19 protein-coding genes are annotated in these 23,108 nt (G+C 72.0%); 5 read left to right on the top strand and 14 right to left on the bottom strand.

The window, feature by feature from the left end:
* The first annotated feature begins 118 nt into the window (after positions 1-118).
* Positions 119-1,090 carry an LLM class flavin-dependent oxidoreductase gene (locus ACFV20_RS20115; protein WP_385658350.1) on the top strand — a complete coding sequence of 324 codons (972 nt, stop codon included), beginning with the start codon at positions 119-121 and terminating at the stop codon, positions 1,088-1,090.
* Between the two features lie 126 nt (positions 1,091-1,216).
* Here the strand turns inward: ACFV20_RS20115 and ACFV20_RS20110 are convergent, their stop codons facing one another.
* From ACFV20_RS20110 to ACFV20_RS20095, 4 genes are all read right to left on the bottom strand, one after another.
* On the bottom strand, positions 1,217-2,635 hold the full coding sequence (locus tag ACFV20_RS20110; RefSeq protein ID WP_385658349.1) for a sugar porter family MFS transporter: 1,419 nt from the start codon (positions 2,633-2,635) through the stop codon (positions 1,217-1,219).
* 223 nt (positions 2,636-2,858) lie between these two features.
* Positions 2,859-6,437: a chromosome segregation protein SMC gene (gene smc, locus ACFV20_RS20105; RefSeq protein WP_385658347.1), complete on the bottom strand. Its 3,579-nt coding sequence runs from the start codon at positions 6,435-6,437 to the stop codon at positions 2,859-2,861.
* Positions 6,438-6,650: 213 nt separating this feature from the next.
* Positions 6,651-6,854, bottom strand: a complete 204-nt coding sequence (locus ACFV20_RS20100) for a hypothetical protein (RefSeq protein ID WP_030852030.1) — start codon at positions 6,852-6,854, stop codon at positions 6,651-6,653.
* 378 nt (positions 6,855-7,232) lie between these two features.
* Positions 7,233-7,514, bottom strand: a complete 282-nt coding sequence (locus tag ACFV20_RS20095; RefSeq protein WP_385658346.1) for an acylphosphatase — start codon at positions 7,512-7,514, stop codon at positions 7,233-7,235.
* Positions 7,515-7,675: 161 nt separating this feature from the next.
* Here ACFV20_RS20095 and ACFV20_RS20090 point away from each other — a divergent pair, with 161 nt between their 5' ends.
* The gene (locus ACFV20_RS20090) at positions 7,676-8,848 is read left to right on the top strand and encodes a CAP domain-containing protein (RefSeq protein ID WP_385658344.1); all 1,173 of its coding nucleotides are present in this window, start codon (positions 7,676-7,678) and stop codon (positions 8,846-8,848) included.
* Between the two features lie 103 nt (positions 8,849-8,951).
* Here ACFV20_RS20090 and ACFV20_RS20085 read toward each other — a convergent pair whose 3' ends face one another.
* Together ACFV20_RS20085 and ACFV20_RS20080 are read right to left on the bottom strand one after the other, a co-directional pair.
* Positions 8,952-9,467: a hypothetical protein gene (locus ACFV20_RS20085; RefSeq protein ID WP_385658343.1), complete on the bottom strand. Its 516-nt coding sequence runs from the start codon at positions 9,465-9,467 to the stop codon at positions 8,952-8,954.
* A 202-nt stretch (positions 9,468-9,669) separates the two neighbouring features.
* On the bottom strand, positions 9,670-10,254 hold the full coding sequence (locus ACFV20_RS20080) for a flavodoxin family protein (RefSeq protein ID WP_385658342.1): 585 nt from the start codon (positions 10,252-10,254) through the stop codon (positions 9,670-9,672).
* A gap of 107 nt (positions 10,255-10,361) precedes the next feature.
* Between ACFV20_RS20080 and ACFV20_RS20075 the strand changes: the two genes are divergently transcribed.
* Positions 10,362-10,760: a winged helix-turn-helix transcriptional regulator gene (locus ACFV20_RS20075; RefSeq protein WP_385658341.1), complete on the top strand. Its 399-nt coding sequence runs from the start codon at positions 10,362-10,364 to the stop codon at positions 10,758-10,760.
* On the opposite strand, the gene mutM is transcribed toward ACFV20_RS20075, so the two are convergent.
* The 8 genes from mutM to recG form a co-directional block, all read right to left on the bottom strand.
* Positions 10,750-11,610 carry a bifunctional DNA-formamidopyrimidine glycosylase/DNA-(apurinic or apyrimidinic site) lyase gene (mutM, locus tag ACFV20_RS20070; RefSeq protein ID WP_385658339.1) on the bottom strand — a complete coding sequence of 287 codons (861 nt, stop codon included), beginning with the start codon at positions 11,608-11,610 and terminating at the stop codon, positions 10,750-10,752. The genes ACFV20_RS20075 and mutM overlap by 11 nt on opposite strands.
* Before the next feature lie 101 nt (positions 11,611-11,711).
* Positions 11,712-12,560, bottom strand: a complete 849-nt coding sequence (gene rnc, locus ACFV20_RS20065; RefSeq protein WP_385658337.1) for a ribonuclease III — start codon at positions 12,558-12,560, stop codon at positions 11,712-11,714.
* 7 nt (positions 12,561-12,567) lie between these two features.
* Positions 12,568-12,741 carry a 50S ribosomal protein L32 gene (gene rpmF, locus ACFV20_RS20060; protein WP_003951102.1) on the bottom strand — a complete coding sequence of 58 codons (174 nt, stop codon included), beginning with the start codon at positions 12,739-12,741 and terminating at the stop codon, positions 12,568-12,570.
* 2 nt (positions 12,742-12,743) lie between these two features.
* On the bottom strand, positions 12,744-13,394 hold the full coding sequence (locus ACFV20_RS20055) for a YceD family protein (RefSeq protein WP_385658336.1): 651 nt from the start codon (positions 13,392-13,394) through the stop codon (positions 12,744-12,746).
* Between the two features lie 129 nt (positions 13,395-13,523).
* Positions 13,524-14,612 (bottom strand): cell division initiation protein, encoded by a 1,089-nt coding sequence (locus ACFV20_RS20050; protein ID WP_385658335.1) that lies wholly within the window; start codon positions 14,610-14,612, stop codon positions 13,524-13,526.
* A 132-nt stretch (positions 14,613-14,744) separates the two neighbouring features.
* The gene (gene coaD, locus ACFV20_RS20045) at positions 14,745-15,224 is read right to left on the bottom strand and encodes a pantetheine-phosphate adenylyltransferase (RefSeq protein ID WP_366711448.1); all 480 of its coding nucleotides are present in this window, start codon (positions 15,222-15,224) and stop codon (positions 14,745-14,747) included.
* Positions 15,225-15,250: 26 nt separating this feature from the next.
* Entirely contained in the window at positions 15,251-15,838 is a 588-nt protein-coding gene (rsmD, locus tag ACFV20_RS20040) for a 16S rRNA (guanine(966)-N(2))-methyltransferase RsmD (RefSeq protein WP_385658334.1), read from the bottom strand.
* Between the two features lie 80 nt (positions 15,839-15,918).
* Positions 15,919-18,135, bottom strand: a complete 2,217-nt coding sequence (gene recG, locus ACFV20_RS20035) for an ATP-dependent DNA helicase RecG (protein WP_385658333.1) — start codon at positions 18,133-18,135, stop codon at positions 15,919-15,921.
* A gap of 186 nt (positions 18,136-18,321) precedes the next feature.
* Between recG and ACFV20_RS20030 the strand changes: the two genes are divergently transcribed.
* The gene (locus ACFV20_RS20030; RefSeq protein WP_385658497.1) at positions 18,322-20,160 is read left to right on the top strand and encodes an HSP90 family protein; all 1,839 of its coding nucleotides are present in this window, start codon (positions 18,322-18,324) and stop codon (positions 20,158-20,160) included.
* Entirely contained in the window at positions 20,157-23,099 is a 2,943-nt protein-coding gene (locus tag ACFV20_RS20025) for a tetratricopeptide repeat protein (protein WP_385658331.1), read from the top strand. Before ACFV20_RS20030 ends, ACFV20_RS20025 begins: the two co-directional genes overlap by 4 nt.
* The last annotated feature ends 9 nt before the right edge of the window (positions 23,100-23,108 follow it).

Raw genomic sequence — 23,108 nt, 5'->3', positions numbered from 1 at the left:
CACCCCGCTCGCGCCGCCCCTCGGGGCCGGGTGCCGCCGGATCTCCACACCCCTGGATGTCTGACGCCTCGTCAGCTAACGTCCCCCGGACACCCGCCCGGCGGAGGGAGACGCCCCCATGCCCGTCACGGTCGCACGCTTCAACCTCGTCGCTCCTGGGGCCGGCCCCGCCGAGCTCGGCGCCCGCTACCGGGCGGCCCTGGAGATGGCCGCCTACGCCGACGACCGGGGTGTCACCACGGTGCAGACGGAGGAGCACCACGGGGCGGACAACAACTGGCTGCCGTCGCCGTTCGCCTTCGCGGGGGCCGTCTTCGGCGCCACCCGGCGTGTCGCGGTCACCGTCTCGGCGGTCATCGGCCCGCTGCACGACCCGCTGCGGCTGGCCGAGGACATCGCCGTGCTGGACCTGCTCAGCGGCGGCCGGCTGGTGACCGTCGCCGGGCTCGGGTACCGGCCCGAGGAGTACGAGCACTTCGGGGTGGACTTCGCCCGGCGCGGCGCGCTCCAGGACGAGCTGCTGGAGACCCTGCTGGCGGCCTGGACGGGTGAGCCCTTCGCCTACCGCGGCCGCACGGTCCGCGTCACACCGCGTCCCTTCACCGAACCCCACCCGCTGCTCCTGGTCGGCGGCTCGTCCCGGGCAGCGGCCCGCCGCGCCGCCCGGCTCGGTCTGCCGTTCTTCCCGAGCGCGCACCTGCCGGAGCTGGAGGCGTACTACAAGGAGCGGCTCGCCGAGTACGGCACCGAGGGCTGGGTGATGATGCCCGCCGCCGAGACGCCCCTGCTGCACGTGGCGGAGGATCCGGACCGGGCCTGGGCGCGGTACGGGCGGCACTTCCTGCACGAGGCCCGGACGTACGCCGGGTGGCAGCCGGGCGGGATGCGCTCGGCAGTGAAGTCGGCCGCGACGACGGTCGGGGAGCTGCGGGCGGAGGGCGTGTACCGGATCCTGACCCCGCAGGCGTGCGTGGCACTGGGGCTGGACTCCTACGTGCTGCATCCGCTGGCGGGCGGGATGCCGGTGGAGGAGGGGTGGCGGAGCATGCAGCTGTTCTGCGAGCAGGTGCTGCCGGGCCTGGAGCGCTGACGCCGGCGTCCGGGGCAGGGCAGACCGCCGCCCCGGCTCGGGCAGTGGCCGAACCGGGGCGGCGGCGGGTTACGGGGAGAGGGGCAGCGGGGACTTGGCCCCTTCTCCCCGAGTCGCGGGGCGGGTCTAGCCCATCTCCTCCAGGGCCTTGCCCTTCGTCTCCTTGACGAACCTCAGGACGAACGGGATCGAGAGCGCGGCGAACGCGGTGTAGATCACGTAGGTCGCGGAGAGGTTCCAGTCGGCCAGGGACGGGAAGCTCGCGGTGATGGCCCAGTTGGCGATCCACTGCGCGGCGGCGGCCACGCCCAGGGCGGCGGCACGGATCCGGTTGGGGAACATCTCGCCGAGCATGACCCAGACGACCACGCCCCAGGACAGGGCGAAGAAGAGGACGAAGACGTGTGCGGCGATCAGGGCGATCCAGCCCTGCGTGGCCGGCAGCTTGCCGTCGACGAGGTGGTAGGAGAACGCCCAGGCCTCCAGTGCCAGGCCGACGACCATGCCGACCGAGCCGATGATCGCGAGCGGCCGGCGGCCGATGCGGTCGACGAAGATCATCGCGATGACGGTGCCGACGATGTTGATGATCGACGTGGTGAAGGAGTAGAAGAACGAGTCGGCGGGGTCGACGCCGACGGACTGCCACAGCGTGGCGGAGTAGTAGAACGCGACGTTGATGCCGACGAACTGCTGGAAGACCGACAGGCCGATGCCGACCCAGACGATCGGCTTGAAGAAGAAGCTGCCGCCGAGCAGGTCCTTGAAGCTCGACTTGTCCTCGCTCTTCATGGCGCCCTCGATCTCGGCGACACGGGCGTCGAGGTCGACGTCCTTGCCCTCGACCTCGGCGAGGATCTCCCGGGCGCGCTCGTGCTTGCCGACGGAGATGAGGAAGCGCGGGGACTCGGGGATGGCGAAGGAGAGCAGGCCGTAGAGGACGGCCGGGACGACCATGACGCCGAGCATGACCTGCCAGGCCTCCAGGCCCATCAGCTTGCCGCGCTGGTCGCCGTCGGCGGCGTTCAGCAGGCCCCAGTTGACCAGCTGCGACACGGCGATGCCGATGACGATCGCGGCCTGCTGGAAGGAGCCGAGCCGGCCGCGGTAGGCGGGCGGCGCGACCTCGGCGATGTAGGCCGGGCCGATCACGGACGCCATACCGATGGCGAAGCCGCCGACGACCCGCCAGAAGGCCAGGTCCCACAGGGCGAAGGGCAGCGCGGAGCCGACGGCGCTGACGGTGAAGAGGGCCGCGGCGATCTGCATGCACCGGATGCGGCCGATGCGGTCGGCTATGCGCCCGGCGGTCGCCGCGCCGACGGCGCAGCCGATCAGGGCGATGGCGATGACCTGGGCGAGGGCCGCGGAGCCGACGTCGTAGCGGTCGCGGATGGCCTCGACGGCGCCGTTGATCACGGAGCTGTCGTAGCCGAAGAGGAAACCGCCCATCGCGGCCGCTGCCGCGATGAAGATGACGTGCCCGAGATGATCGGGGTGAGCCGTCCTGGCTCCTGACTTGGGTGCCTGCGCTGTGCTGGTCACGTGAACTCCTCGGGCCACCGGCAACGCTGCCGGAGGGGATCAGCCCTTCGCGGTGCCACCTGAAGGTACCTGAAGGTAAAAGGAACGTTGCCGAGACTATGCCTTCAAGTTTCTAAGTCAATAGGTGAGTGACTGTGAACCTGAGGCAGGAGTGTGGGGGCAATGTGTTCAAGTGTTGAAGCCAGAGAGAAGCGCAGGTAAGGCGGGTGTAACGCGCACGCATCTAGCGCAGGCGCTGGCTGATGACCTTCGACACACCGTCGCCCTGCATGGAGACGCCGTAGAGCGCGTCGGCGACCTCCATCGTGCGCTTCTGGTGCGTGATCACGATCAGCTGGGAGGCTTCCTGGAGCTCCTGCATGATCCGGATGAGCCGCTGGAGGTTGGTGTCGTCGAGGGCCGCCTCGACCTCGTCCATGACGTAGAACGGGCTCGGCCGCGCCTTGAAGATCGACACCAGCATCGCCACCGCCGTCAGCGACCGCTCCCCGCCCGAAAGCAGCGAGAGCCGCTTGACCTTCTTTCCCGGCGGACGCGCCTCGACGTCCACGCCCGTGGTGAGCATGTTGTCGGGGTCGGTCAGGACCAGCCGGCCCTCACCGCCGGGGAACAGCCGGCTGAAGACGCCCTCGAACTCCCGGGCCGTGTCGCGGTACGCCTCGGTGAAGACCTGCTCGACGCGCTCGTCGACCTCCTTCACCACCTGGAGGAGATCCGCCCGCGTCTTCTTCAGGTCCTCCAGCTGCTCGCTGAGGAACTGGTGGCGTTCCTCCAGCGCCGCGAACTCCTCCAGGGCGAGCGGGTTCACCTTGCCGAGCTGCTGGTAGGCACGCTCGGCCGACTTCAGGCGCTTCTCCTGTTCGGACCGGAGATACGGCTTCGGCCGGTTGCGCGGGTGCTCCGGGTCCTCCGGCAGCTCCTCGCCCTCGGCGGGGGGCGAGGGCGGCACGAGCTGGTGCGGTCCGTACTCCGCCACCAGTCCGGCCGGTTCGACACCCAGCTCCTCCAGTGCCTTGGTCTCCAGCTGCTCGATGCGCAGCCGTTTCTCGGCGCCGAGTACCTCGCCGCGGTGAACCGAATCCGTCAACTTGTCGAGCTCGGCCTTGAGATCGCGCCCCTCGGTGCGGGCACGGGCGAGTTCCTGCTCGCGGCGGGCCTTGGCGGCCTCGGCGGCGGTGCGCTCCCGGTCGGCACGGGCCAGGGAGACCTCGACGTGCGCGAGGAGCTGCCGCGCCCCCGCGCCGACGGCCTCGGCGACTGCCGCCTCGTGGCGCAGCCGGGCCCGGCGCTGCTCGGCACGCGCGCGTGCCTCGCGTTCCGCGCGGGCGGCCCGGTCCAGCGAGTCGGCCCGTCCGGCCAGCCCCTTGACGCGTTCCTCGTGCGTACGGGCCTGGAGCCGGGCCGCCATCTCGGTCTGGCGCGCGTTGGCACCGTCGGCGGCGAGCCGGTCCCGCACGGAGGTGTCGGGCTCCTCGTCGATCGGCATCTCCTCGGCGACGGCGAGCCGCTCGGCGAGTTCCTCGACCTCTTCGAGTGCCCTGTCGAGGGCGTCCTGCGCCCGGGCCGCCGCGGCGGTGGACCGCTCGGCCTCCCCCGCCGCGCCCCGCGCCTGACCGGCGAGGCGGCCGAGCTGCTGGGCGACGGCCGACTTCTCCCGGTCGGCGGCCCGGCGCCGCTCCCCCAGTTCCTCGACCAGGGCGGCGGCTTCCTTGCGCCGCTCGACGGCCGCGTGCTGGACCTCGCTCAGCTCCTCGCAGCGGACGGCCAGCTCTTCCAGCTCGGCGGCGGCCTCGTCGACGGAGGCCTGCACTTCGAGGAGGCTGGGGGCGCCGGCGGAGCCGCCGTGGGCGACGTGGGTGCCGAGGAGGTCGCCCTCGGCGGTGACCGCGGTGAGGTGGGGGTTGCCGTATACGAGGTCTTCGGCGTCTTCGAGGGTACTGACGACGACGACGCCGTGGAGCAGCCGGCGGACGGCCGGCATGAGGTCGGAGGGGCCGCGCACCAGGTCCGCGGCGTAGGTGTGGCGGGCGTCCGCGGGGCCGTCGTGGCCGGCCGCGCCGTTCCCCGCGCCGCTGAGGGCCTCCTCTCCCGCCAGGATCAGGGTGGCCCTGCCCCCGTCCTGTTTGCGGAGGAGCCGGATCGCGTCGGCCGCGGATGCCGGGGTCGTCACGGCGAGCGCGTCCGCCGCCGCTCCGAAGGCCGCGGCGACAGCGACCTCGTGGCCCGGGGTCACCGTCAGGAGTTCCGCCGCCGGGCCGAGCAGGCCGGAGAGGCGGTCCTTCGCCGCGAGCAGTATGCCGGTGCCGTCCTTGCGGCGCAGGCCCAGGGCGAGGGCCTCGTGACGGGCCTGGGTGGCGGCGCGCCGCCGTTCCGCCGCCGTGGCGGCCTCGCGGGCCGCCGTGAGGGCGGCCTCGGCGTCGGAGAGCTGCTGCTTCGCGGACTCGTGCTGCCGGGCGAGATCGGCGTCGCCGGCGTCGAGGCCCTCGACCTCGGCCTTGAGGGCCTCGTACTCCTCCTGGGCGGCGACGGCACGTTCCTGCGCCTCGTCGCGGGCGGCGGCCAGGCGTTCGATCTCGGCCTGGGCGGAGGCGGCGCGGGAGCGGGCGGCGTTGACCTGGCCACTGAGACGGGCCAGTCCCTCACGCCGGTCGGCGATGGCACGAGCGGCGTCCTTCAGGCGCCGTTCCTCCTCGGTGAGCGCCCGCTCCAGCTCGGCGCGGTGGGCGACCGTGTCCTCCAGAGCGCGTTCGGCCGCATCCAGGGCCGCCTCCAGCTCGGCCTCCTGCTCACGGATGCGGGCGGCCTCGCGCTCCATGTCCTCGGGGTCGCGGCCGCGTCGCTCCTCGGGGGGCGCGGAGGTGGCGCTCTTCACCCGGGCGTCGGCGAGGGAGATCGTGCCGCGCACCCGTTCGGCGAGCTGGGAGAGCTCGTACCAGGTCTGCTGGGCGCGCTGGAGGCGTGGTGCGAGCTGCCGGACCTCGTCCTCCAGGAGGGCCTCGCGCTGGAGCGCCCTGCGCAGGTCCTGCTCGGCGGACTCCTTGCGCTCCTTCAGCGCGGCCTCGTCGGCGACCTCGGCCTTGAGCGCCTCCTGGAGCCGCACGAGGTCGTCGGCCAGCAGGCGCAGGCGGGCGTCGCGCAGGTCGGCCTGGATGACGGCGGCCCGGCGGGCGACGGCGGCCTGGCGGCCGAGCGGCTTGAGCTGGCGCCTGAGTTCGTCGGTGAGGTCCTGCACGCGGGCGAGGTTGGCCTGCATCGCGTCCAGCTTGCGCAGCGCCTTCTCCTTGCGCTTGCGGTGCTTGAGGACGCCTGCGGCCTCCTCGATGAACGCGCGCCGGCCCATGGGGTCGGCGTGCAGCACGGAGTCGAGCTGGCCCTGCCCGACGATCACGTGCATCTCGCGGCCGATGCCGGAGTCGGAGAGGAGCTCCTGGATGTCGAGGAGACGGCATGTGTCGCCGTTGATCTGGTACTCGCTGCCGCCGTTGCGGAACATGATCCGCGTGATGGTGACCTCGGCGTACTCGATGGGCAGGGCACCGTCGGAGTTGTCGATGGTCAGGGACACCTCGGCCCGGCCCAGCGGGGGGCGGCCGGTGGTGCCGGCGAAGATGACGTCCTCCATCTTGCCGCCGCGCAGCGACTTGGCGCCCTGCTCGCCCATGACCCAGCTGAGCGCGTCGACGACGTTGGACTTGCCCGAGCCGTTCGGTCCGACGACGCACGTGATCCCCGGCTCGAACCGGAGGGTGGTCGCCGAGGCGAACGACTTGAACCCACGGAGGGTCAGGGCCTTGAGGTGCACGCCGCCGGACTCTACCGCCCGGGTCGGTCTCACTCCATGAACCCACGGTTTCACCGCTGAACGCGCAGGGCACATCAGACGTTAAAGACGGTGAAAGGATGCGGGGGCAAGAAAGAAGGGACGCCGGCGGGGCGTCCCTTGCACTTCTGACAACCAGGCGATGGTGACGGGTCGCCCCGACCACTGCTGTGCCGATGTGGAGCGGTGCAGTGATCAGGTGAGCGCAGGCTCCGCCTGGTGTGCGTCAACGCTCTCCATGATCCTGTCGTGAGAAGCGGCAGCCGTCAGCGCTTCGTTCTCCGCCTGGATCCGTCCGAGCTCGGATTCCAGGTCCTGGACGCGCTGCTGGAGCCGTCGCATCTCGGCGAGGAGTCGCGGGTCGGAGCCGCCGACGTAACCGAGAAGCGCCTTTGCCATGATGGATGGTCCTCCACAATGCGTGACCGACCGCTGCGGTGTGGGTCGTGAGGGATTCGCACCCGCGGTCTTGGCAGGGCCTGGAGTTGTACTGCCGTTCAGCCATGCCAAACAGCTAAGGTGCGCGGGGCTTTCAGCGTCTCACCAAAAAGTTTGACGGTCAACACGATCACGCCCCGTATCAAGGGGCGGCCCGGGCGCGCGCGGCCTGGAACGGCCGTACGGCGGCTTCTGCGGGGCCCTCGGGGCGTGGCGATCATCCTTGCGTGCGGAGCGCGCCGAGGCAAGCGGTTCCGGCAATCACCAGCGAGTTTCTCCTCGGGGCGGCCTCCCGCGCCCCGTGCGCGGGTGGCCCTGGGGGCCGCCCGGCGGGCCTGATCAGCGGATGGCGAAGCCCTCGTAACCGCCGCGGGGTGTGTCCCAGATCTCGGTGACGCCTTCCACGCGGCCGGGCGTGTCGTCGCCGTGCAGCCACTCCAGAAGGCCTTCGCAGCCCTCGCGCGCCCCCTCGGCGACCACTTGGACCCGCCCATCGCCCAAATTGAGAGCAAAACCACTCAGGCCGCCGATCTCCAACGCCTTGGCCCGCGTGAACCAGCGGAAACCCACACCTTGGACGCGTCCCCGCACCCAGGCGACCAGTCGCACATCTTCGCTCATGACTGCAACCTAACCGCCCAATCTCCCTCCGGGCACTTCCTCCCCTTGCGCCATGCGGTACCGTCCCCCCTCAACGAATCTCATATGAAACTCACACGATCGAGTGAGTTTGGTGTTGATCTCGAGGACGAGTCGACCGCCAGGACGAGGAAGGCCAGGACATGGGACGCCACCGACGCTCCGACGCCGGCCGCGCCGCCACGGGCCGCGCCACGGGAATCACCCACCCCGACGGCTTCGCGGAGCGCCACGGCCCGCTGTACACCGCGGACGACGCCCCGACGATGGGCATCGCGCCCTATCTGAACCCGGAGGCGTACGCCGAGACCCGCGCCAGGAGCGAGGCCTACCTGTTCGGCGCGGAGGCCTCCCCGGCCGGTGACCGCTTCACGGACACGACCGTGTTCCCGAGCGACGGTTTCGGTTCGGACGGCTTCGGCTCCGACGGCTTCGGCTCCGACGGCTTCACCCCCGACGGCGGCGCCCGCCGCGCGGGCGCGCACCGACGCCGCAAGAAGACCGCCCGGCCGATGCGGACCGGCCTGCTCGGTGTCTCCGCCGCCGTCGCCCTCGGCACGGTCGCGGTCGCCACGGGCGCCGTGCCCGGCCTCGACAACTACAAGCTCGGCGGGGGCGGCGGGGCCGACAACGTCCAGGCCGGAGACACGCCCACGAACACCCCGATCGAGCAGGGCGGCACGTCCGGCAGCGCCGACAGCCGGGACGAGACGTCCACCAGCCGCGGCACCGAGCGTTCCGGTACGCCGTCGCCGTCGGCCTCGAAGACCTCGGCCGCGCCGACGAAGACGCCGCAGAAGCCCGAGAAGACGCAGGAGAAGAAGACCCCGGAGAAGAAGAAGCCGGCGGCCACTCCGAGCGAGAAGCCGCAGAGCACGCCCTCCCGGACGGCCACGAAGGCGCCCGGGAAGCCCGACGCCTCCGCCGCCCTGTCCGGGGAGTCCGCCGCCGCGGCCCAGGTCCTGAGCCTCGTGAACGAGGAGCGGGCCAAGGTGGGCTGCAGCCCGGTCGCCGCCAACAGCGCGCTGACCGGCCTGGCGCAGAGCTACAGCGAGGACATGGCCGCGCGGGGCTTCTTCGACCACACCGACCCGGACGGCCGCACGCCGTGGGACCGGGCCGAGAAGGCCGGGATATCCAACCTCGGCGGCGAGAACATCGCCCGCGGCCAGGCCGATGCCGCCGCCGTGATGGACGCCTGGATGAACAGCCCCGGCCACCGCGCGAACATCCTGAACTGCGACTTCAAAACCCTGGGCGTCGGCGTCGAGCTCGGCTCGGGCGGCCCCTGGTGGACCCAGAACTTCGGCTACTGAGATAACCGCAGGTCAGAGACCTAGGAGACCCCAGGGGCCGCCGTGTCCGTGTCCCGCTCGACGGCATGGGGTTCACGCCGAGCACGCCGGGCACGCCCAGCACTCAGATCTTGGCGCGTTCGTCGAGGTTCCGAAGCAGCTCAGGTGAATCGGCTACGGCGGCTCGGGCGTCCGCCATGGCTCTCTTGAGACGTGCTCTCCGGAGGAGTCGCGAGCGTCGTGGATGCCAGAGCGCGTGATGGACAACCTCGCTCGCCGCGTTCAGGCCTCTGACGTATCGGGTCGCCAGGCCCCCGCCGTACTCAGGATCGGGGTACTCCTCGAAGCTGCGCCGGCTTTCCAAGTAGAAGGCCACACGAGTCCTCGCGTACCACTCGGACACGTCGCGTGGCACCCCGGCGATCATGGCGGCGGACTCGAAAGCGTGAACCGCCCTGCGGAGCCGACGCCACTCTTCGGGGTCGCCTTGGGACCAAACCGCTTCTTCCAGAGTCGTCATCGCGCTGCGAGCAGCGGCACGAGCCTGACGACGCTCCGGGGCAGCGCTGACGTACTGGGTGACAACTGCCCCCGCGCTGCCGGCGCCGAGGAGCTGAAGCACCCCCACGAGATCCACCACTCGGGGACCGTATCAGCGGCCGGACACCCCTCTGCCGTGTTTTCGGAACGGGGCCGTCCCTGGGCCGTCGAAGAGTGCTCGACGACGACCGACGCTGGCGACCACCGACGGCAAAGTCGCAGGTCGCAGCGTTGGTCGATGACACAACACCAGGTCAGAAGCCCGGCCCATCACTTCTTCGACGACTGAGTCCCGTCCGCGCTCAGGCGGCGGCCAGGCCCCTGCGGAACACCCTCGCCGTCTCCGCCACCCGGCGGCCCAGTGCCTCGGCCGTGGCGATGTCGGCCTTGTGGACCGCCTCGGGGCCCTCGTCGGCGTTGGTCTGAGCGGCCGCGCCCGCGAAGACGCCGAGACGGTTGAGGTCCTGCTCGGATCCGGTGCTGCTGTTCCAGCCCGGGAGCAGACCCAGGTTCACCCAGTGCATGCCGAGCTGGGCGGCGAGGATCTGGAAGTACTGCAGGGTGTGCAGCTTGTCGCCGCTCTTGGACGCGGAGTTGGTGAAGCCCGCGGCCAGCTTGTCCTTCCAGGCCTGGGTCGCCCAGCGCTTCGACGTGGCCTCCGCGAAGACGTGGAAGGCGCCGGACGCGGTGCCCATGTAGGTCGGCGAGCCGAACACGATGGCGTCCGAGCGGTCGAGGACCGCCCACTGCTCCTCGGTGATCTCGTCGACGCGGATCAGGTGCACCTCGGCACCGGCTTCGACGGCACCGTCCCGGACGGCCTCGGCGATGACGGCGGTGTGGCCGTAGCCCGAGTGGTAGGCGAGGGAAACGACAGGGGTGGTCACGTGAGTACTCCTGAAATAGGCAGGTCTCTGACGGTGACCAAAGGAAAGCACTAACTTCTGGTTAGTGCAACCTGTCGGTTAGCGCTGTGCTGGCGTACCCTGTTCGCATGACCACCACCCAGGAGCTCTCGGAGGGCCTCGGCGACCTTCCGTTCAACGTGTTCGCCAAGGCCTGCCCCTCGCGCGGCACGCTGGAGCACGTCACGGGCCGCTGGGGCGGCCTCGCGCTCGGCGCCCTGTACGAGGGTTCGCTGCGCTTCAACGAACTGCGCCGACGGGTCGATGGCGTGAGCGAGAAGATGCTGTCCCAGACGCTGCACGCCCTGGAGCGCGACGGCCTGGTGCACCGAGAGGCCCAGCCGACCAACCCGCCCCGCGTGGACTACGAACTGACGCCGCTGGGGCGCGAGGTGGCCGAGCGGCTGCTCGCCCTGATCCACTTCGTGGAGGGCAGCATGGAAGAGGTCCTGGCCGCGCGCGAGCGGTACGACTCCGCTAGGGCGTGATCCGCGGCGGCCGCTGGCACGTCGGGCAGTAGTAGCTCGACCGGTTCATCCAGGGCCGTCGGCGCAGGGGCGTGCCGCAGCGCCGGCAGGGCAGGCCCTCACGCCCGTACGCGTCGAGCGACCGGTCGAAGTAGCCCGACTCGCCGTTGACGTTGACGTAGAGGCTGTCGAAGCTGGTGCCGCCCACCGCCAGGGCCGCGTTCATCACGTCCCGTACGTGGCCCAGGAGCATCAGGGTACGGGGGCGGGTGAAGGTCGCGGTCGGGCGCTCGTAGTGGATGCGGGCCCGCCAGAGGGCCTCGTCGGCGTAGATGTTGCCGACGCCGCTGATCAGTGACTGGTCGAGCAGGGCCCGCTTGATGGTGGACCGCTTGCGGCGCAGCGCCTGGTGGAAGGCCTCGTCGTCGAAGAGTTCGTCGAGCGGGTCCCGGGCGATGTGCGCGATGACGTCGGGCAGGCCGTCGGGGGTGGTCTCGTGCAGCGAGAGACCGCCGAAGGTGCGCTGGTCGACGAAGCGCAGTTCGGTCTCCAGGGCGTCGGTGAAGCGGACGCGGATGCGCAGGTGCTTCTCGTCCGGGGCGGTGTGCGGCTGGACCAGGAGCTGGCCGCTCATGCCCAGGTGGGCGAGGATCGACTGGTCGGTGTCCTCCAGGGGCAGCCACAGGTACTTGCCGCGGCGGCTGGGGACGCCGATGCGGTGGCCCTTGAGGCGGTGCGCGAAGTCGTCCGCACCGGCGAGGTGGCGGCGCACCGCGCGCGGGTGCAGCACCTCGGTCTCGGCGACGGTCCGGTGGGCGACCCACCGCTCGAGACCGCGCCGTACGACCTCGACCTCGGGCAACTCGGGCATGGCTCCCCCGTCACGGACCTGTGGATGACGCGAGCGCCCGCCCCGGGCAGGGGCGGGCGCTCGGGTGCGCGGTGTGCCGCCCGCGGTACGGGCGGCGGCGGTCAGCCGCCGACGCTGCCGTCGGTGACCGTCTGGGCGGCCTGAGCGGCTGCCGTCTGCGTCGCCTCGGCGTCCTTCGCCGCCTTGGCGCGCTCGTCCGCCGCGGCCCGGATGGACCGCCATGCGGACTCGGCGGCCTGCTGCTCCGCCTCCTTCTTGCTGCGGCCGGTGCCGGTGCCGTACGAGACGCCTCCGACGCGGGCGGCAGCAGTGAAGGTCTTCTCGTGGTCGGGGCCGGTCTCCGTGACCAGGTACTCGGGAACGCCGAGCCCCTCGGTCGCGGTGAGCTCCTGGAGACTGGTCTTCCAGTCCAGGCCGGCTCCGAGGTTCGAGGACTTCTCGATCAGGGGGTCGAACAGGCGGTGCACCAGCTCCGCCGCCGAGTCCAGCCCCTGGTCCAGGTAGACCGCGCCGATCACCGCTTCGAGGGTGTCGGCGAGGATGGACGCCTTGTCCCGGCCGCCCGTGCCCTCTTCACCCCGGCCGAGCCGGATGAAGGAGCCCAGGTCGAGCCCACGGCCCACCTCGGCGAGCGCACGCGAGTTGACCACCGCGGCCCGCAGCTTGGCCAGTTGGCCTTCTGGGAGGTCCGGGTGGGTGCGGTACAGCGTGTCCGTGACCACGAGGCCGAGGACGGAGTCCCCGAGGAACTCCAGACGCTCGTTGGTCGGCAGACCGCCGTTCTCGTATGCGTACGACCGGTGGGTCAGTGCGCGCACCAGAAGGGCGGACTCGAGCTTGTAGCCGAGCCGCCCTTCCAGAAGCGTGTGGGACGAGGCCTGGCTGTCCGCCGGAGCATTCCCGCTCGCACGGGAAGACTTGTTCTTAGGCGTGGACACAGTGCCTCTCACCAGCCGCTCAGACCTCGAGGACCTGGCGCTTGTTGTAGGTGCCGCACGACGGGCACGCGATGTGCTGCTGCTTGGGCTCGTGGCAGCGCTCGCACGCAACCAGGGTGGGGACCGCAGCCTTCCACTGCGACCGGCGGTGGCGCGTGTTGCTGCGCGACATCTTCCGCTTCGGAACAGCCACGGCTACTTCTCCTGCTTCTCGTCGACGCCCGCTTCCGCGTCAGCGCCGCTCATCTCGTCCTTCTCGCCGTCCTTCATGGTGCCGGCGAGTCCCTGCAATGCCGCCCAACGGATGTCGACGGCGTCATGGTGGTGGTCCGGGTCGTCCGCCAGCCGCGCGCCGCACTCGGCACACAGCCCGGGGCAGTCTTCCCGGCACACCGGCTGCATCGGCAGTGCGAGCACCACCGCATCACGCAGCACGGGCTCGAGGTCGAACAAGCCGTCCTCGAGGAAGAGCCTGTCCTCGTCGTCCTCGGCGTCGTCGCCCGGTTCCGCGATCACGCGGCCCCGGTCGTCGGCGTCAGGGTACGAGAACATCTCCTGGAACTCCGCTTCGAGCTCCTGCTCGAGCGGCTCCAGACACCTTACGCACTCCCCCTCGGCCGCGGCACGGGCGGTGCCTGTGACGAGCACCCCTTCCATGACCGACTCCAGACGGAGTTCGAGCTCCACCGGGGCGCCTTCCGGCACTCCGATGACTCCCTTGATACCGAAGTCCTTGGGAGCCTCGACCGTGCGGGTCAGGCGCTGCAGCGCACCAGGCCGCCGGCCCAGCTCGTGTGTGTCGAACACGAGGGGGTTGCGGTGGTCGAGGCGGGCGTTCAGGGCCATTCCAACTTTCGGTCTGCTGAGCTTGGGGGGACGCTGCCTTTCGTCGTTCCCGGGCAGCGTGGATCGCGGACGTACGCGCGACCGAAGAGCCAGGATACTGGACCTTTCGCTCTCGGCCCAATCCGGGGTTCAGCCCTGCCCGCGACCCTGCTCGTAGGCCCGCAACTGCTCGGCGCTGATCATGCCGGTGTCGAAGAGGCTCGTCTCGTCGAGGGCGTACCCCTGCTGGGCGTGATGGCCCTGCTGTTGCGGCTGCTGCTGGGCCTGGTTCGGGTCGTAGGCCGCCTGCTGGGGGTCGTAGCCCTGGTAGGCGTAGGGATCGGCGTGCTGGTAGCCGTAGGGGTCCTGCTGGGCCGCGTAGGCCTGCTGCGGGTAGCCGCCGTACGGATCCGGCTGCTGGACCGGGTCGCTTCCCGCCGGGGCGTAGCCGGCGGCCGGGGCGTACGCCGGCTGTGCGTAGTCCTGCTGCTGGGCGGGCTGCCCGGCCGGGGTCTCCTGCTCGGCGAGGGCGGCCAGGTCGGCGAGGTAGTCGGCGTCGCTGGAGTGCTGGACGGTGCTCGCGTCGTCGGCGAGGGCGCCGAGGTCGTCGGTGGCGATCCGGCCGTGCAGCTTCTGCCGGCCGCGGCCGACGGCCTCCAGGGTCTTGGCGAGCACCGCCTCGAAGGCGCCGAGCTTGATGTCGACGTACTCGTCGGCGCTGCGGCGCTGGGTCTGCGGGTCGTGGCTGCGCTCGGGGGCGTCCTCGTCCTCGTAGCCCTGCTCGTCGACGCCGGGGCCGGTGCCCAGGAGCTTCTCGCGGCCGCGGCCGACGGAGCCCAGGGTCTTGGTGAGGACGACCTCGAAGTTGGCGAGCTTGGAGTCGACGTACTCGTCGGCCTCGGCGCGGATCTCCTCGGCCTCCTGGCGGGCCTCGGCGAGGATCCGGTCGGCCTCGGCCTGGGAGCGGCGGGCGACCTCGGTGCCGGAGATCAGAGAGCCGCGCTCGGCGTGCGCGCTCTCGATGATCTGCTGGGCCTCCTGGCGGGCCTGCTCGACCATCTGCTCGCGCCCGCCGATCAGCTCCTGGGCCTGGGCGAGGGAGTCGGGCAGCGCCGCGCGCACCTCTTCCAGCATCGCGAGCAGTTCGGCGCGGTTGACCACGCACGAGGCCGACATGGGCATGGACCGGGCGCCGGAGACCGCGGAGACGATCTCGTCGAGCTTCTTCTGCACGTCCACCGTGTGCTCGCCACTCTCTACAGATGCGTTGGAGACGGACGGGACGACTGTACGGCCATGACATCACCCCGGAACACCGGGTGACGGGCAGTCAGCCCCCGGGGGAGCCTCCGGGGCCGGTTCAGGGCCGGTTCAGTCCCGCTTCAGGCGCTCGGTGAGGACCTGGAGGACCTCGGCGGGCACCAGGTGGGAGACGTCTCCGCCCCAGGTCGCGACCTCCTTGACCAGGGAGGACGACAGGAAGCTGTAGGTGGGGTTGGTGGGGATGAAGAGGGTCTCCACGCCCGAGAGGCCGTTGTTCATCTGGGCCATCTGCAGTTCGTAGTCGAAGTCGCTGACCGCGCGCAGGCCCTTGACGATGGCGGGGATGTCGCGCTGCTTGCAGAAGTCGACGAGCAGGCCGTGGAAGGCCTCCACGCGGACGTTGCCGTACTCGGCGGTGACCTGGCGGATCAGGTCGATCCGCTCCTCGATCTCGAACAGGCCCTTCTTGGCCTGGTTGATCATCACCGCGACGTAGACCTCGTCGTACAGCCTGGAGGCGCGGGAGATGATGTCGAGGTGTCCGTTGGTGATCGGGTCGAACGACCCGGGACAGACGGCGCGGCGCACTTGTGATCCCTCGCTCTCCGGTCCGGTCATCGTGCGTCTTCGCACGTAGAGGCGGCGCGACCGTACCAAAACGTTCCCTCGCCGTAGCGACGGGCCCGGAGGGGTTCGAAACCCTCGGGCCACCGGAATTCACCGCCTCTGGTGCTGCGCTCCACGGTGACGAGGGCTTCCCCGGCGAGCCAGCCCTCTGTGCGGAGTGTGAGGAGGATCTCCCGAAGATCGTCGTCCGTGACGGCGTACGGGGGGTCGAGGAAGACCAGGTCGTAGGGGTCCCCGGGGGGTGGGGTGCGGATGATCTGTTCCGCTTTGCCCGCTCTGACCTCGGCGCCGGGGAGGCCGAGGTTCCTGACGTTCTCGCGGACCGTCCTGACGGCCTTGGCGTCGGCCTCGACGAGGAGGGTGTGTCCGGCGCCCCGGGAGAGGGCCTCCAGGCCCACGGCTCCCGATCCGGCGTAGAGGTCGAGGACGCGTTCGCCGTCCAGGGGGCCGCCGAGGAGGGACTGCCAGGTGGAGAAGAGGCCCTCTCGGGCGCGGTCCGATGTGGGGCGGGTTCCTGTTCCTGGCGGGACGGCCAGGCGGCGTCCGCCGGCCGTGCCGGCGATCACGCGGGTCATCTCGGGTCCTTGCTCGTGGGTCGCATCAAGGTTCAGTGTGGCTGGTCGCGCAGTTCCCCGCGCCCCTGGGTGGGCGTCACTCACCCCTTTTCCAGGTACTGCTCCCTCTCCTCGTCCAGAAGGGCATCCAGAGCCGTCCGTAGTGCCGGGAGACGGGTCAGCTCCGGGTCGGCGGCCACGACAGCCGTCGCCTCCTGCCTCGCCTCCGCGATGATCTCCTCGTCCTCGATGACGGCGAGGACCTTCAGGGAGGTCCGGGCCCCGGACTGGGCCTGGCCGAGGACGTCTCCCTCGCGGCGCTGTTCCAGGTCGATGCGGGAGAGCTCGAAGCCGTCGAGGGTGGAGGCGACGGCGTTGAGGCGCTGGCGGGCCGCGCTCGCCTCGGGCATCTCCGTGACCAGCAGGCACAGGCCGGGGGCCGAGCCGCGGCCGACGCGGCCGCGCAGCTGGTGGAGCTGGGAGACGCCGAAGCGGTCGGCGTCCATGATCACCATGGCGGTGGCGTTCGGGACGTTGACGCCGACCTCGATGACCGTCGTGGCGACCAGGACGTCGGTGTCTCCGGCGGCGAAGCGGCGCATGACGGCGTCCTTGTCGTCAGGGTGCATGCGGCCGTGCAGCACTTCCACGCGCAGGCCCTGGAGAGGCCCCTTGACCAGGTGGTCGGCCACGTCGAGGACGGCGAGCGGCGGGCGCTTCTCCGCCTCGTCCTCGGGGGACTTCTTCCTGGACTTCTTCGGGTCGTCCTCCTCGTCGCCGATGCGGGGGCAGACGACGTAGGCCTGGTGGCCGTTCTCCACTTCCTCGCGGACCCTTTCCCAGGCGCGGGACAGGAAGTGGGGTTTGTCGGCGGCCGGGACCACATGGCTGGCGATCGGGGAGCGCCCGGCCGGCAGCTGGTCCAGGACGGAGGTCTCCAGGTCGCCGAAGACCGTCATGGCGACCGTGCGCGGGATGGGTGTGGCGGTCATGACCAGCAGATGCGGAGGCTGCTTGCCCTTGCCGCGCAGGGCGTCACGCTGCTCGACGCCGAAGCGGTGCTGTTCGTCGACCACGACCAGGCCCAGGTCGTGGAACTGCACCTTGTCCTCGATCAGCGCGTGCGTGCCGATGACGATGCCGGCCTCGCCGGTGGTGAGGTCGAGCAGGGCGTGCCGCCGGGTGGCCGCTCCCATGGAACCGGTGAGCAGCACGACCTTGGTGGCCTGCTCGGCACCGCCCAGCATCCCGCCCTCGGCCAGCTCGCCCATCATCTCGACGACGGACCGGTGGTGCTGCTGGGCGAGGACTTCGGTCGGCGCGAGCAGGGCGGCCTGGCCGCCGGCGTCGACCACGGCGAGCATGGCGCGCAGCGCGACCATCGTCTTGCCCGAACCCACCTCCCCCTGCAGCAGCCGGTGCATCGGATGGCTGGTGGCCAGGTCGTCGAAGATCTCCGCGGAGACGCGCTGCTGGCCGTCGGTGAGGGTGAAGGGGAGACGGGCGTCGAAGGCGGTGAGGAGGCCGTCCGGGGCGGGCTTGCGGGGGACGGCGGGGAGTTGGGCGTCCGCGTGGCGGCGGCGGGCCAGGGCGACCTGGAGGACGAAGGCCTCGTCCCACTTGAGGCGGGAGCGGGCGTCCTCGATGTCCGCCTTGGTGTGCGGGCGGTGGATCTTGAGGAGGGCTTCGGGGAGCGGGACCAGGCCCCGGCCCTCGCGCAGGGTGTCCGGGAGCGGGTCGACGGCCTCCTGGGCGGTGGGCAGGACCGTCTGGATCGCCTTGCCGATCTTCCAGGACTCCAGCTTGGCGGTGGCGGGGTAGATCGGGATCAGGGCGCCCGCCCAGGTCTCGACGGACTCCTCCGGGTCGCCCCGGAGCAACTCATAGGCAGGATGTGCGAGTTGAAGGCGGCGGTTGAAGACGGAGACCTTGCCGGCGAACATCGCGCGGGTGCCCGGCAGGAGTTCCTTGTGGGGCTTGTGGACGCCCGCGCCGAAGAAGACCAGTTGGAGCCGGCCGCTGCCGTCCGTGATCGTGACCTCCAGGCGCTGGCCCTTGCCGCGCGGGGCCTTGGCGGAGGCGAAGGTGTGCAGCCGGGCGTCGGCGACCTGAGCGACCACGGTGACGTGCTCGTCCATGGGGAGGTCGGCGAGGTGGGTGAGCTGGCCGCGCTCCTCGTATCTGCGCGGGTAGTGGTGCAGGAGGTCACCGACGGTGAGCAGGCCGAGGTGCTCGGCCATCACCTTCGCGGTGGCGGGGCCGAGCACCGACTTCAGCGGCTGGCGCAGGGGTTCTTGCAGTGCGGGCACGAGATCCATTGCACACCACGCCACTGACATCGGCGCGCGGCCGCGGCCGGATCGCCGTAAAGATCCCGGAAACCCCTGGTCAGGCGGCTGGTTCGGGCCTTAGGATGACGCGCTCCCGGCCCTCTTCCGCGGTCACCGCCCCACCGGGACCGCCCGACCCCGCGCCGTCGCGAGTCCCCCACCGGCGCCGTGATGATGGACTCCCAGACCTCACAGCCGTCCCAGGCACCCCATTCGCCCCCGTCACCTCATACGTTCCAGGTCGACCTGCGTGGTCTGGTGGACCTGCTCTCCCACCACCTCTACTCCAGTCCGAAGGTGTATCTGCGGGAGCTGCTGCAGAACGCCGTCGACGCCATCACGGCCAGACGCGCGACGGAACCCGACGCTCCGGCCCGGATCCGGCTGTACGCCGAGGGCGGCGCGCTGCGGGTCGAGGACACCGGCGTGGGCCTCACCGAGGCGGACGTGCACGACCTGCTGGCCACCATCGGGCGCAGCTCCAAGCGGGCCGAGGGGCTCCAGGAGGTCCGGTCGGACTTCCTCGGGCAGTTCGGCATCGGACTGCTGGCCTGTTTCGTCGTCGCCGGGCGGATCCGGGTCGTCAGCCGCAGCGCCCGTACGCCCGGGGCGCCGCCGGTGGAGTGGACGGCGTCCGACGACGGTTCGTACACCGTGCGGACGCTGCCGGACGCCGAGCGGCCCGAACCGGGCACCACCGTGCACCTGGTGGCCCGGGCGGGTTCCGCGGAGTGGCTCGCGCCCGCGCGGGTCGTGGCGCTGGCCCGGGACTTCGGGTCGCTGCTGCCGTACGACGTCCGGGTCGGCGACGAGGCGGTCACCGACCTCCCGGCGCCCTGGGACCGTCCGTATCCGGGCCCGGCCGCGCGCCGGGTCGCCCTGGCCCGGCACTGCCACGACCTGTTCGGCTTCACCCCGCTGGACACGATCGACCTGTCCGTGCCGCTGGCAGGCGTGCGCGGGGTGGCGTACGTGCTGCCGTCGGCGGTGAGCCCGGCCCGGCGCGCGGGGCACCGGGTGCACCTCAAGGGCATGCTGCTGACCGAGCGGGCCGAACAGCTGCTGCCCGACTGGGCGTTCTTCGTGCGCTGTGTGCTCGACACGGACAGTCTGCGGCCCACGGCGTCCCGCGAGGCGCTGTACGAGGACGAGACGCTGGCCGGTGTGCGCGAGGCGCTGGGCGAGCGGATCCGGGCCTGGCTGACCGGGCTGGCGGCCGGCGATCCGGAGCGGCTGGCCGCGTTCCTGGCGGTGCACCACCTGGGCGTGAAGTCGCTGGCCCGGCACGACCGGGAGATGCTGCGCACGATGCTGCCGTGGCTGCCGTTCGAGACGACCGACGGGCGGTTGTCCCTGGAGGAGTTCGCGCAGCGGCACCCGGTGGTGCACTTCACGCGGACCGTCGAGGAGTACCGGCAGGTCGCGCCGATCGCGTCCGCCCAGGGCATCGGCGTGGTCAACGGGGGCTACACGTACGACAGCGAGCTGGTGGAGGCCTTGCCGTCGGTGCGGCCGGGCACCGTGGTCGCCGAGCTGGACGCGGAGACGGTCACCGCGCACCTGGACGCCGTGGATCCGGCCGAGGAACTGGCCCTGTCCGGCTTCCTGGCGGCGGCCCGCGCCCGGCTCGACCCGCTCGGCTGCGACGTCGTCCTGCGGGCCTTCCACCCGCTCTCCGTGCCCGCGCTGCACCTCGACGACCGGGACGCCCGGCACGAGCAGGCCCGGGCGGACGCCGAGGAGCGGGCCGACGACCTGTGGGCGGGCATCCTCGGCTCCCTGCGGGGCGGCGCACCCCGCGCGCGGCTGGTGCTCAACCATCTCAACCCCCTCGTGCGGCGGATCAGCGCGCTGCCCGATGCGGAACTGATCGGCACGGCCGCGGAGTCGCTGTACGGGCAGGCGCTGCTGATGGCGCAGCGGCCGCTGCGGCCGGCCGACTCGGCGCTGCTCAACCGCGCGTTCATCGGCCTCCTGGAGTGGGCCACACACAGCGAGGACGGTCGGGCATGACGGAGATCGAGGACTTCGACACCCTGCGCGCGGCGATGGCGGAGAACTCCGGGCAGCCGGAGGGGCCGGCCCGCAACGCGCGTGCGGAGGAGCTGCTGGCGGCGGCCGAGAAGCTGAACATCCCGCTGGCCGTGATCGAGGCGCTGGGGCACCAGCTGAAGGTCTACAACTACAGCTCCGAGAAGGGGAAGATGTTCGTCCCCTTCGCGCGTCTGCTGCGCATGTGGGACGAACGGCCCGAGGACTTCGACGCGTACGAGACGCACTCCCTGCACTGGGTCTTCAAATGGGTCTCGGCCGGCATGCTCGACCAGCCGCACATCCCGCTCGCGTCGATCGAGAAGTGGCTCGGCGAGATGGAGCACCGCTACCGGCTCGCCGGGCACTCCGAGCGGGCCGTGCGCAGCGCCGAGCACAGTGTGGCCGCGCACGTGGGGGACGTGGCGCGGGCCGAGCGGGCGTACGCGGCGTGGCTGGCCGCCGACCGGGACGCCATGGCCGACTGCCACGCCTGCGAGCTGCACGGCCAGGGCTGGTGGCAGGCGGAGAGGGGGCGGGACGCGGAGGCGCTCCGGCTGTGGGAGCCGGTGCTGGAGGGCGAGTACGCCTGCGCCCACGAGCCGCACACGGTCCTGGCGTCCTCCCTGGTGCCACTGCTGCGGCTGGGCCGCCTCGACGAGGCCCGGGCCAACCACCTGCGGGGCTTCCGGCTCGTACGGGCCATGGAGAGCATGCGCGGCGCGTACGCGGACCACGTGGAGTTCTGCGCGCTGACCGGCAACGAGGCGCGGGGCCTGGAACTGCTGGCGGAACGCCCGGCGTACTTCACGGACGACGGGCATCCGCGGAGCAAGCTGGACTTCATGAGCGTGGTGGCGCTGCTCATGGACCGGCTGACCGCGCTCGGGCTGGGTGAGCGGCAGGTGCCGGGGCCGCCCGGCCGGGAGTGGAGCGCGCGAGACCTCGCCGCGCACGCGCGTGCGGGGGCCCTCGCCCTGGCGGCGCGCTTCGACGCGCGCAACGGCACCGGGCACGTGAGCGAGCGGGCACGCGCGCGCATGGCGGGCCGGCCGCTGGTGGAGCGGCTGCCGCTGGGCGTGCGCTCGGTACGGCCGGTTCCCCCGCCCGCTCCCCCGCAGGTCCCGGTCCACGTCACCGGGCAGGCGGACCCGGCCGCGCTGCTGGCCGAGGCGCGGCGGCTGTCGGACACCCTGCGGCCGAACGCCGTGGAGGCGTGGGCGGCCGCCGCCGAGGCCGCGAAGGGCACCGAGCCGGCCCCGCGCGACCGGGCCGAGATGGCGGACCACGAGGCGATGTCCCTCGGTCCGGAGGGCGCCGCGCTCTTCGAGCGGGCCGCGGAGCTGTACGCGGAGGCGGGCGACCCGGGCGAGGCCCTCGCGGCACGCGCGCGGGGGGCGTACGTCCGCGCGCTCGGGGGTGACGTGGACGGTGCCGTCGCGGCGGTGGCGGGCCTGTACGACGAGGTCCTCGCGCTGTACGCCGCGGAGGGCACGGGGATGCGGCAGACGGCGTCGGTCGTGATGAGCCGGGCGCGGATCCTGACGCGGCGGGCGCACGAGACCGCCGGCGACGCGGCGGCACTCGCCGAGGCCGGGGCCGCCGCCCGTGAGGTCCTGGCGCTCGTGGACGGCCGGACCGGGGAGGACGTACGGCTGGCCGCGCGGGCCGCCGAGGCGCAGGCGATACTCGGGGAGCTGGCCGGTCTGGCCGGGGACCTGGAGACGGCCGCGGAGCTGCTGGCGCGGGGCGCGGCGGCGTTCGTGGCGGCGGGGCTGCCGTGGTTCGCGGTGGAGTACGAGGCCCGTCTGGCGTCCCTGGCCCACCACCTCGGAGACGCGGCGGAGACCGAGCGGGCACTGCGAGCGGCCCTGGAGCACGGCGGAGCGCAGCTGGAGGCGCCCGGGCGGGCTCAGCTCCACCTCCAGCTCGCCGAGGTCGTCGGCGGCCGGGGCGACGCCGAGGAGGCCGCCGCGCACGCCCTGGAGGCCGCCCACTGGGCCGACGAGGCGGGCGAGTCGGCGACGCTGGGTGCCTGGGCGCGACAGCAGCTCGGCGGGTTCCTGCTGCGGCAGGGACGGTGGGCCGAGGCCGCGGAGGTGCTGGAGTCGGCGCTGCCCGACCTGACCGCCGAGACGCACGGCGACGGGGCGGTCGTGCAGACGCTGTGGTGGCTCGGCGACTGCCTGAGCGAGCTCGGTGAGCACCGGGCGGCGGCCGAACGGCGTCTGCAGGCCGCCGAGATCGCCCGGCACTGGCCCGAGCAGCACGACCACGCCACCCTCGCCCATCTCGCCGGGGAGTCCCTCGGGCAGGCCGGACTGCCCGCCGAGGCGGACCGTGCCTACGCCCGCGCGGGCGAGCTGTGGCGCGCCCTCGGCGACACCCACGGCCTGGTCCGCTCCCTGCGCGCCCGTGCCTGGCTGGCGTTGGACACCGCGGGCGGGACGGACGCGGCACGCACCCTGATGGCGGAAGCGCTCCGCACGTGCGAAACGGGACGGGACGCAGCGCCCGACGAGGAGACCCGGCGGCGGCTCGTCGCCGAACTCGGCCATACGCACGGACAGTTCGGCGACCTGCTCGCCCGCTCCGCGGTCGAGGACGCCGAAGGCACCGCGGACCGGGACCTGTTCGAGGAGGCGCTGGGCCACGCGGTGTGCTCGGCCGAGGTGTTCGCCTCCCTCGGCGACGGCGCCCTGCACAGCCGCACCGGCGCGGAACTGGCCGCGGGCCGGCTGGAGGCCGACCTGGACCGCCGCGCCGAGGCGGTGGCACGCGCGCGTGCGGTGCTGGCGGCGTACGAGGAGTACGACGACGGGGCGGTGGCGGGCGACGGGGACGGCGAAGCCGGGACGGCGCGACTCCGCCGGGCGGAGGCGGAGCAGCTGCTGCGCCTGTTGACGGAGCGACCGGACTGACGAGGCCCT

Origin of the sequence: Streptomyces sp. NPDC059696 (genome assembly GCF_042733745.1) — a bacterium.
Classification (GTDB): Bacteria; Actinomycetota; Actinomycetes; order Streptomycetales; family Streptomycetaceae; genus Streptomyces.
The sequence above is the reverse complement of the archived record's forward strand: the minus strand, read 5'-3'. Positions and strand labels throughout refer to the sequence as shown.

What these genes read in the sequence shown, in the direction of transcription:
- ACFV20_RS20115 (WP_385658350.1), top strand. Translation starts at nt 119, where the DNA reads ATGCCCGTCACGGTCGCACGCTTCAACCTCGTCGCTCCTGGGGCCGGC.
- ACFV20_RS20100 (WP_030852030.1), bottom strand. Translation starts at nt 6,854, where the DNA reads ATGGCAAAGGCGCTTCTCGGTTACGTCGGCGGCTCCGACCCGCGACTC.
- ACFV20_RS20095 (WP_385658346.1), bottom strand. Translation starts at nt 7,514, where the DNA reads ATGAGCGAAGATGTGCGACTGGTCGCCTGGGTGCGGGGACGCGTCCAA.
- ACFV20_RS20090 (WP_385658344.1), top strand. Translation starts at nt 7,676, where the DNA reads ATGGGACGCCACCGACGCTCCGACGCCGGCCGCGCCGCCACGGGCCGC.
- ACFV20_RS20075 (WP_385658341.1), top strand. Translation starts at nt 10,362, where the DNA reads ATGACCACCACCCAGGAGCTCTCGGAGGGCCTCGGCGACCTTCCGTTC.
- mutM (WP_385658339.1), bottom strand. Translation starts at nt 11,610, where the DNA reads ATGCCCGAGTTGCCCGAGGTCGAGGTCGTACGGCGCGGTCTCGAGCGG.
- ACFV20_RS20055 (WP_385658336.1), bottom strand. Translation starts at nt 13,394, where the DNA reads ATGGCCCTGAACGCCCGCCTCGACCACCGCAACCCCCTCGTGTTCGAC.
- rsmD (WP_385658334.1), bottom strand. Translation starts at nt 15,838, where the DNA reads ATGACCCGCGTGATCGCCGGCACGGCCGGCGGACGCCGCCTGGCCGTC.
- recG (WP_385658333.1), bottom strand. Translation starts at nt 18,135, where the DNA reads ATGGATCTCGTGCCCGCACTGCAAGAACCCCTGCGCCAGCCGCTGAAG.
- ACFV20_RS20030 (WP_385658497.1), top strand. Translation starts at nt 18,322, where the DNA reads ATGGACTCCCAGACCTCACAGCCGTCCCAGGCACCCCATTCGCCCCCG.
- ACFV20_RS20025 (WP_385658331.1), top strand. Translation starts at nt 20,157, where the DNA reads ATGACGGAGATCGAGGACTTCGACACCCTGCGCGCGGCGATGGCGGAG.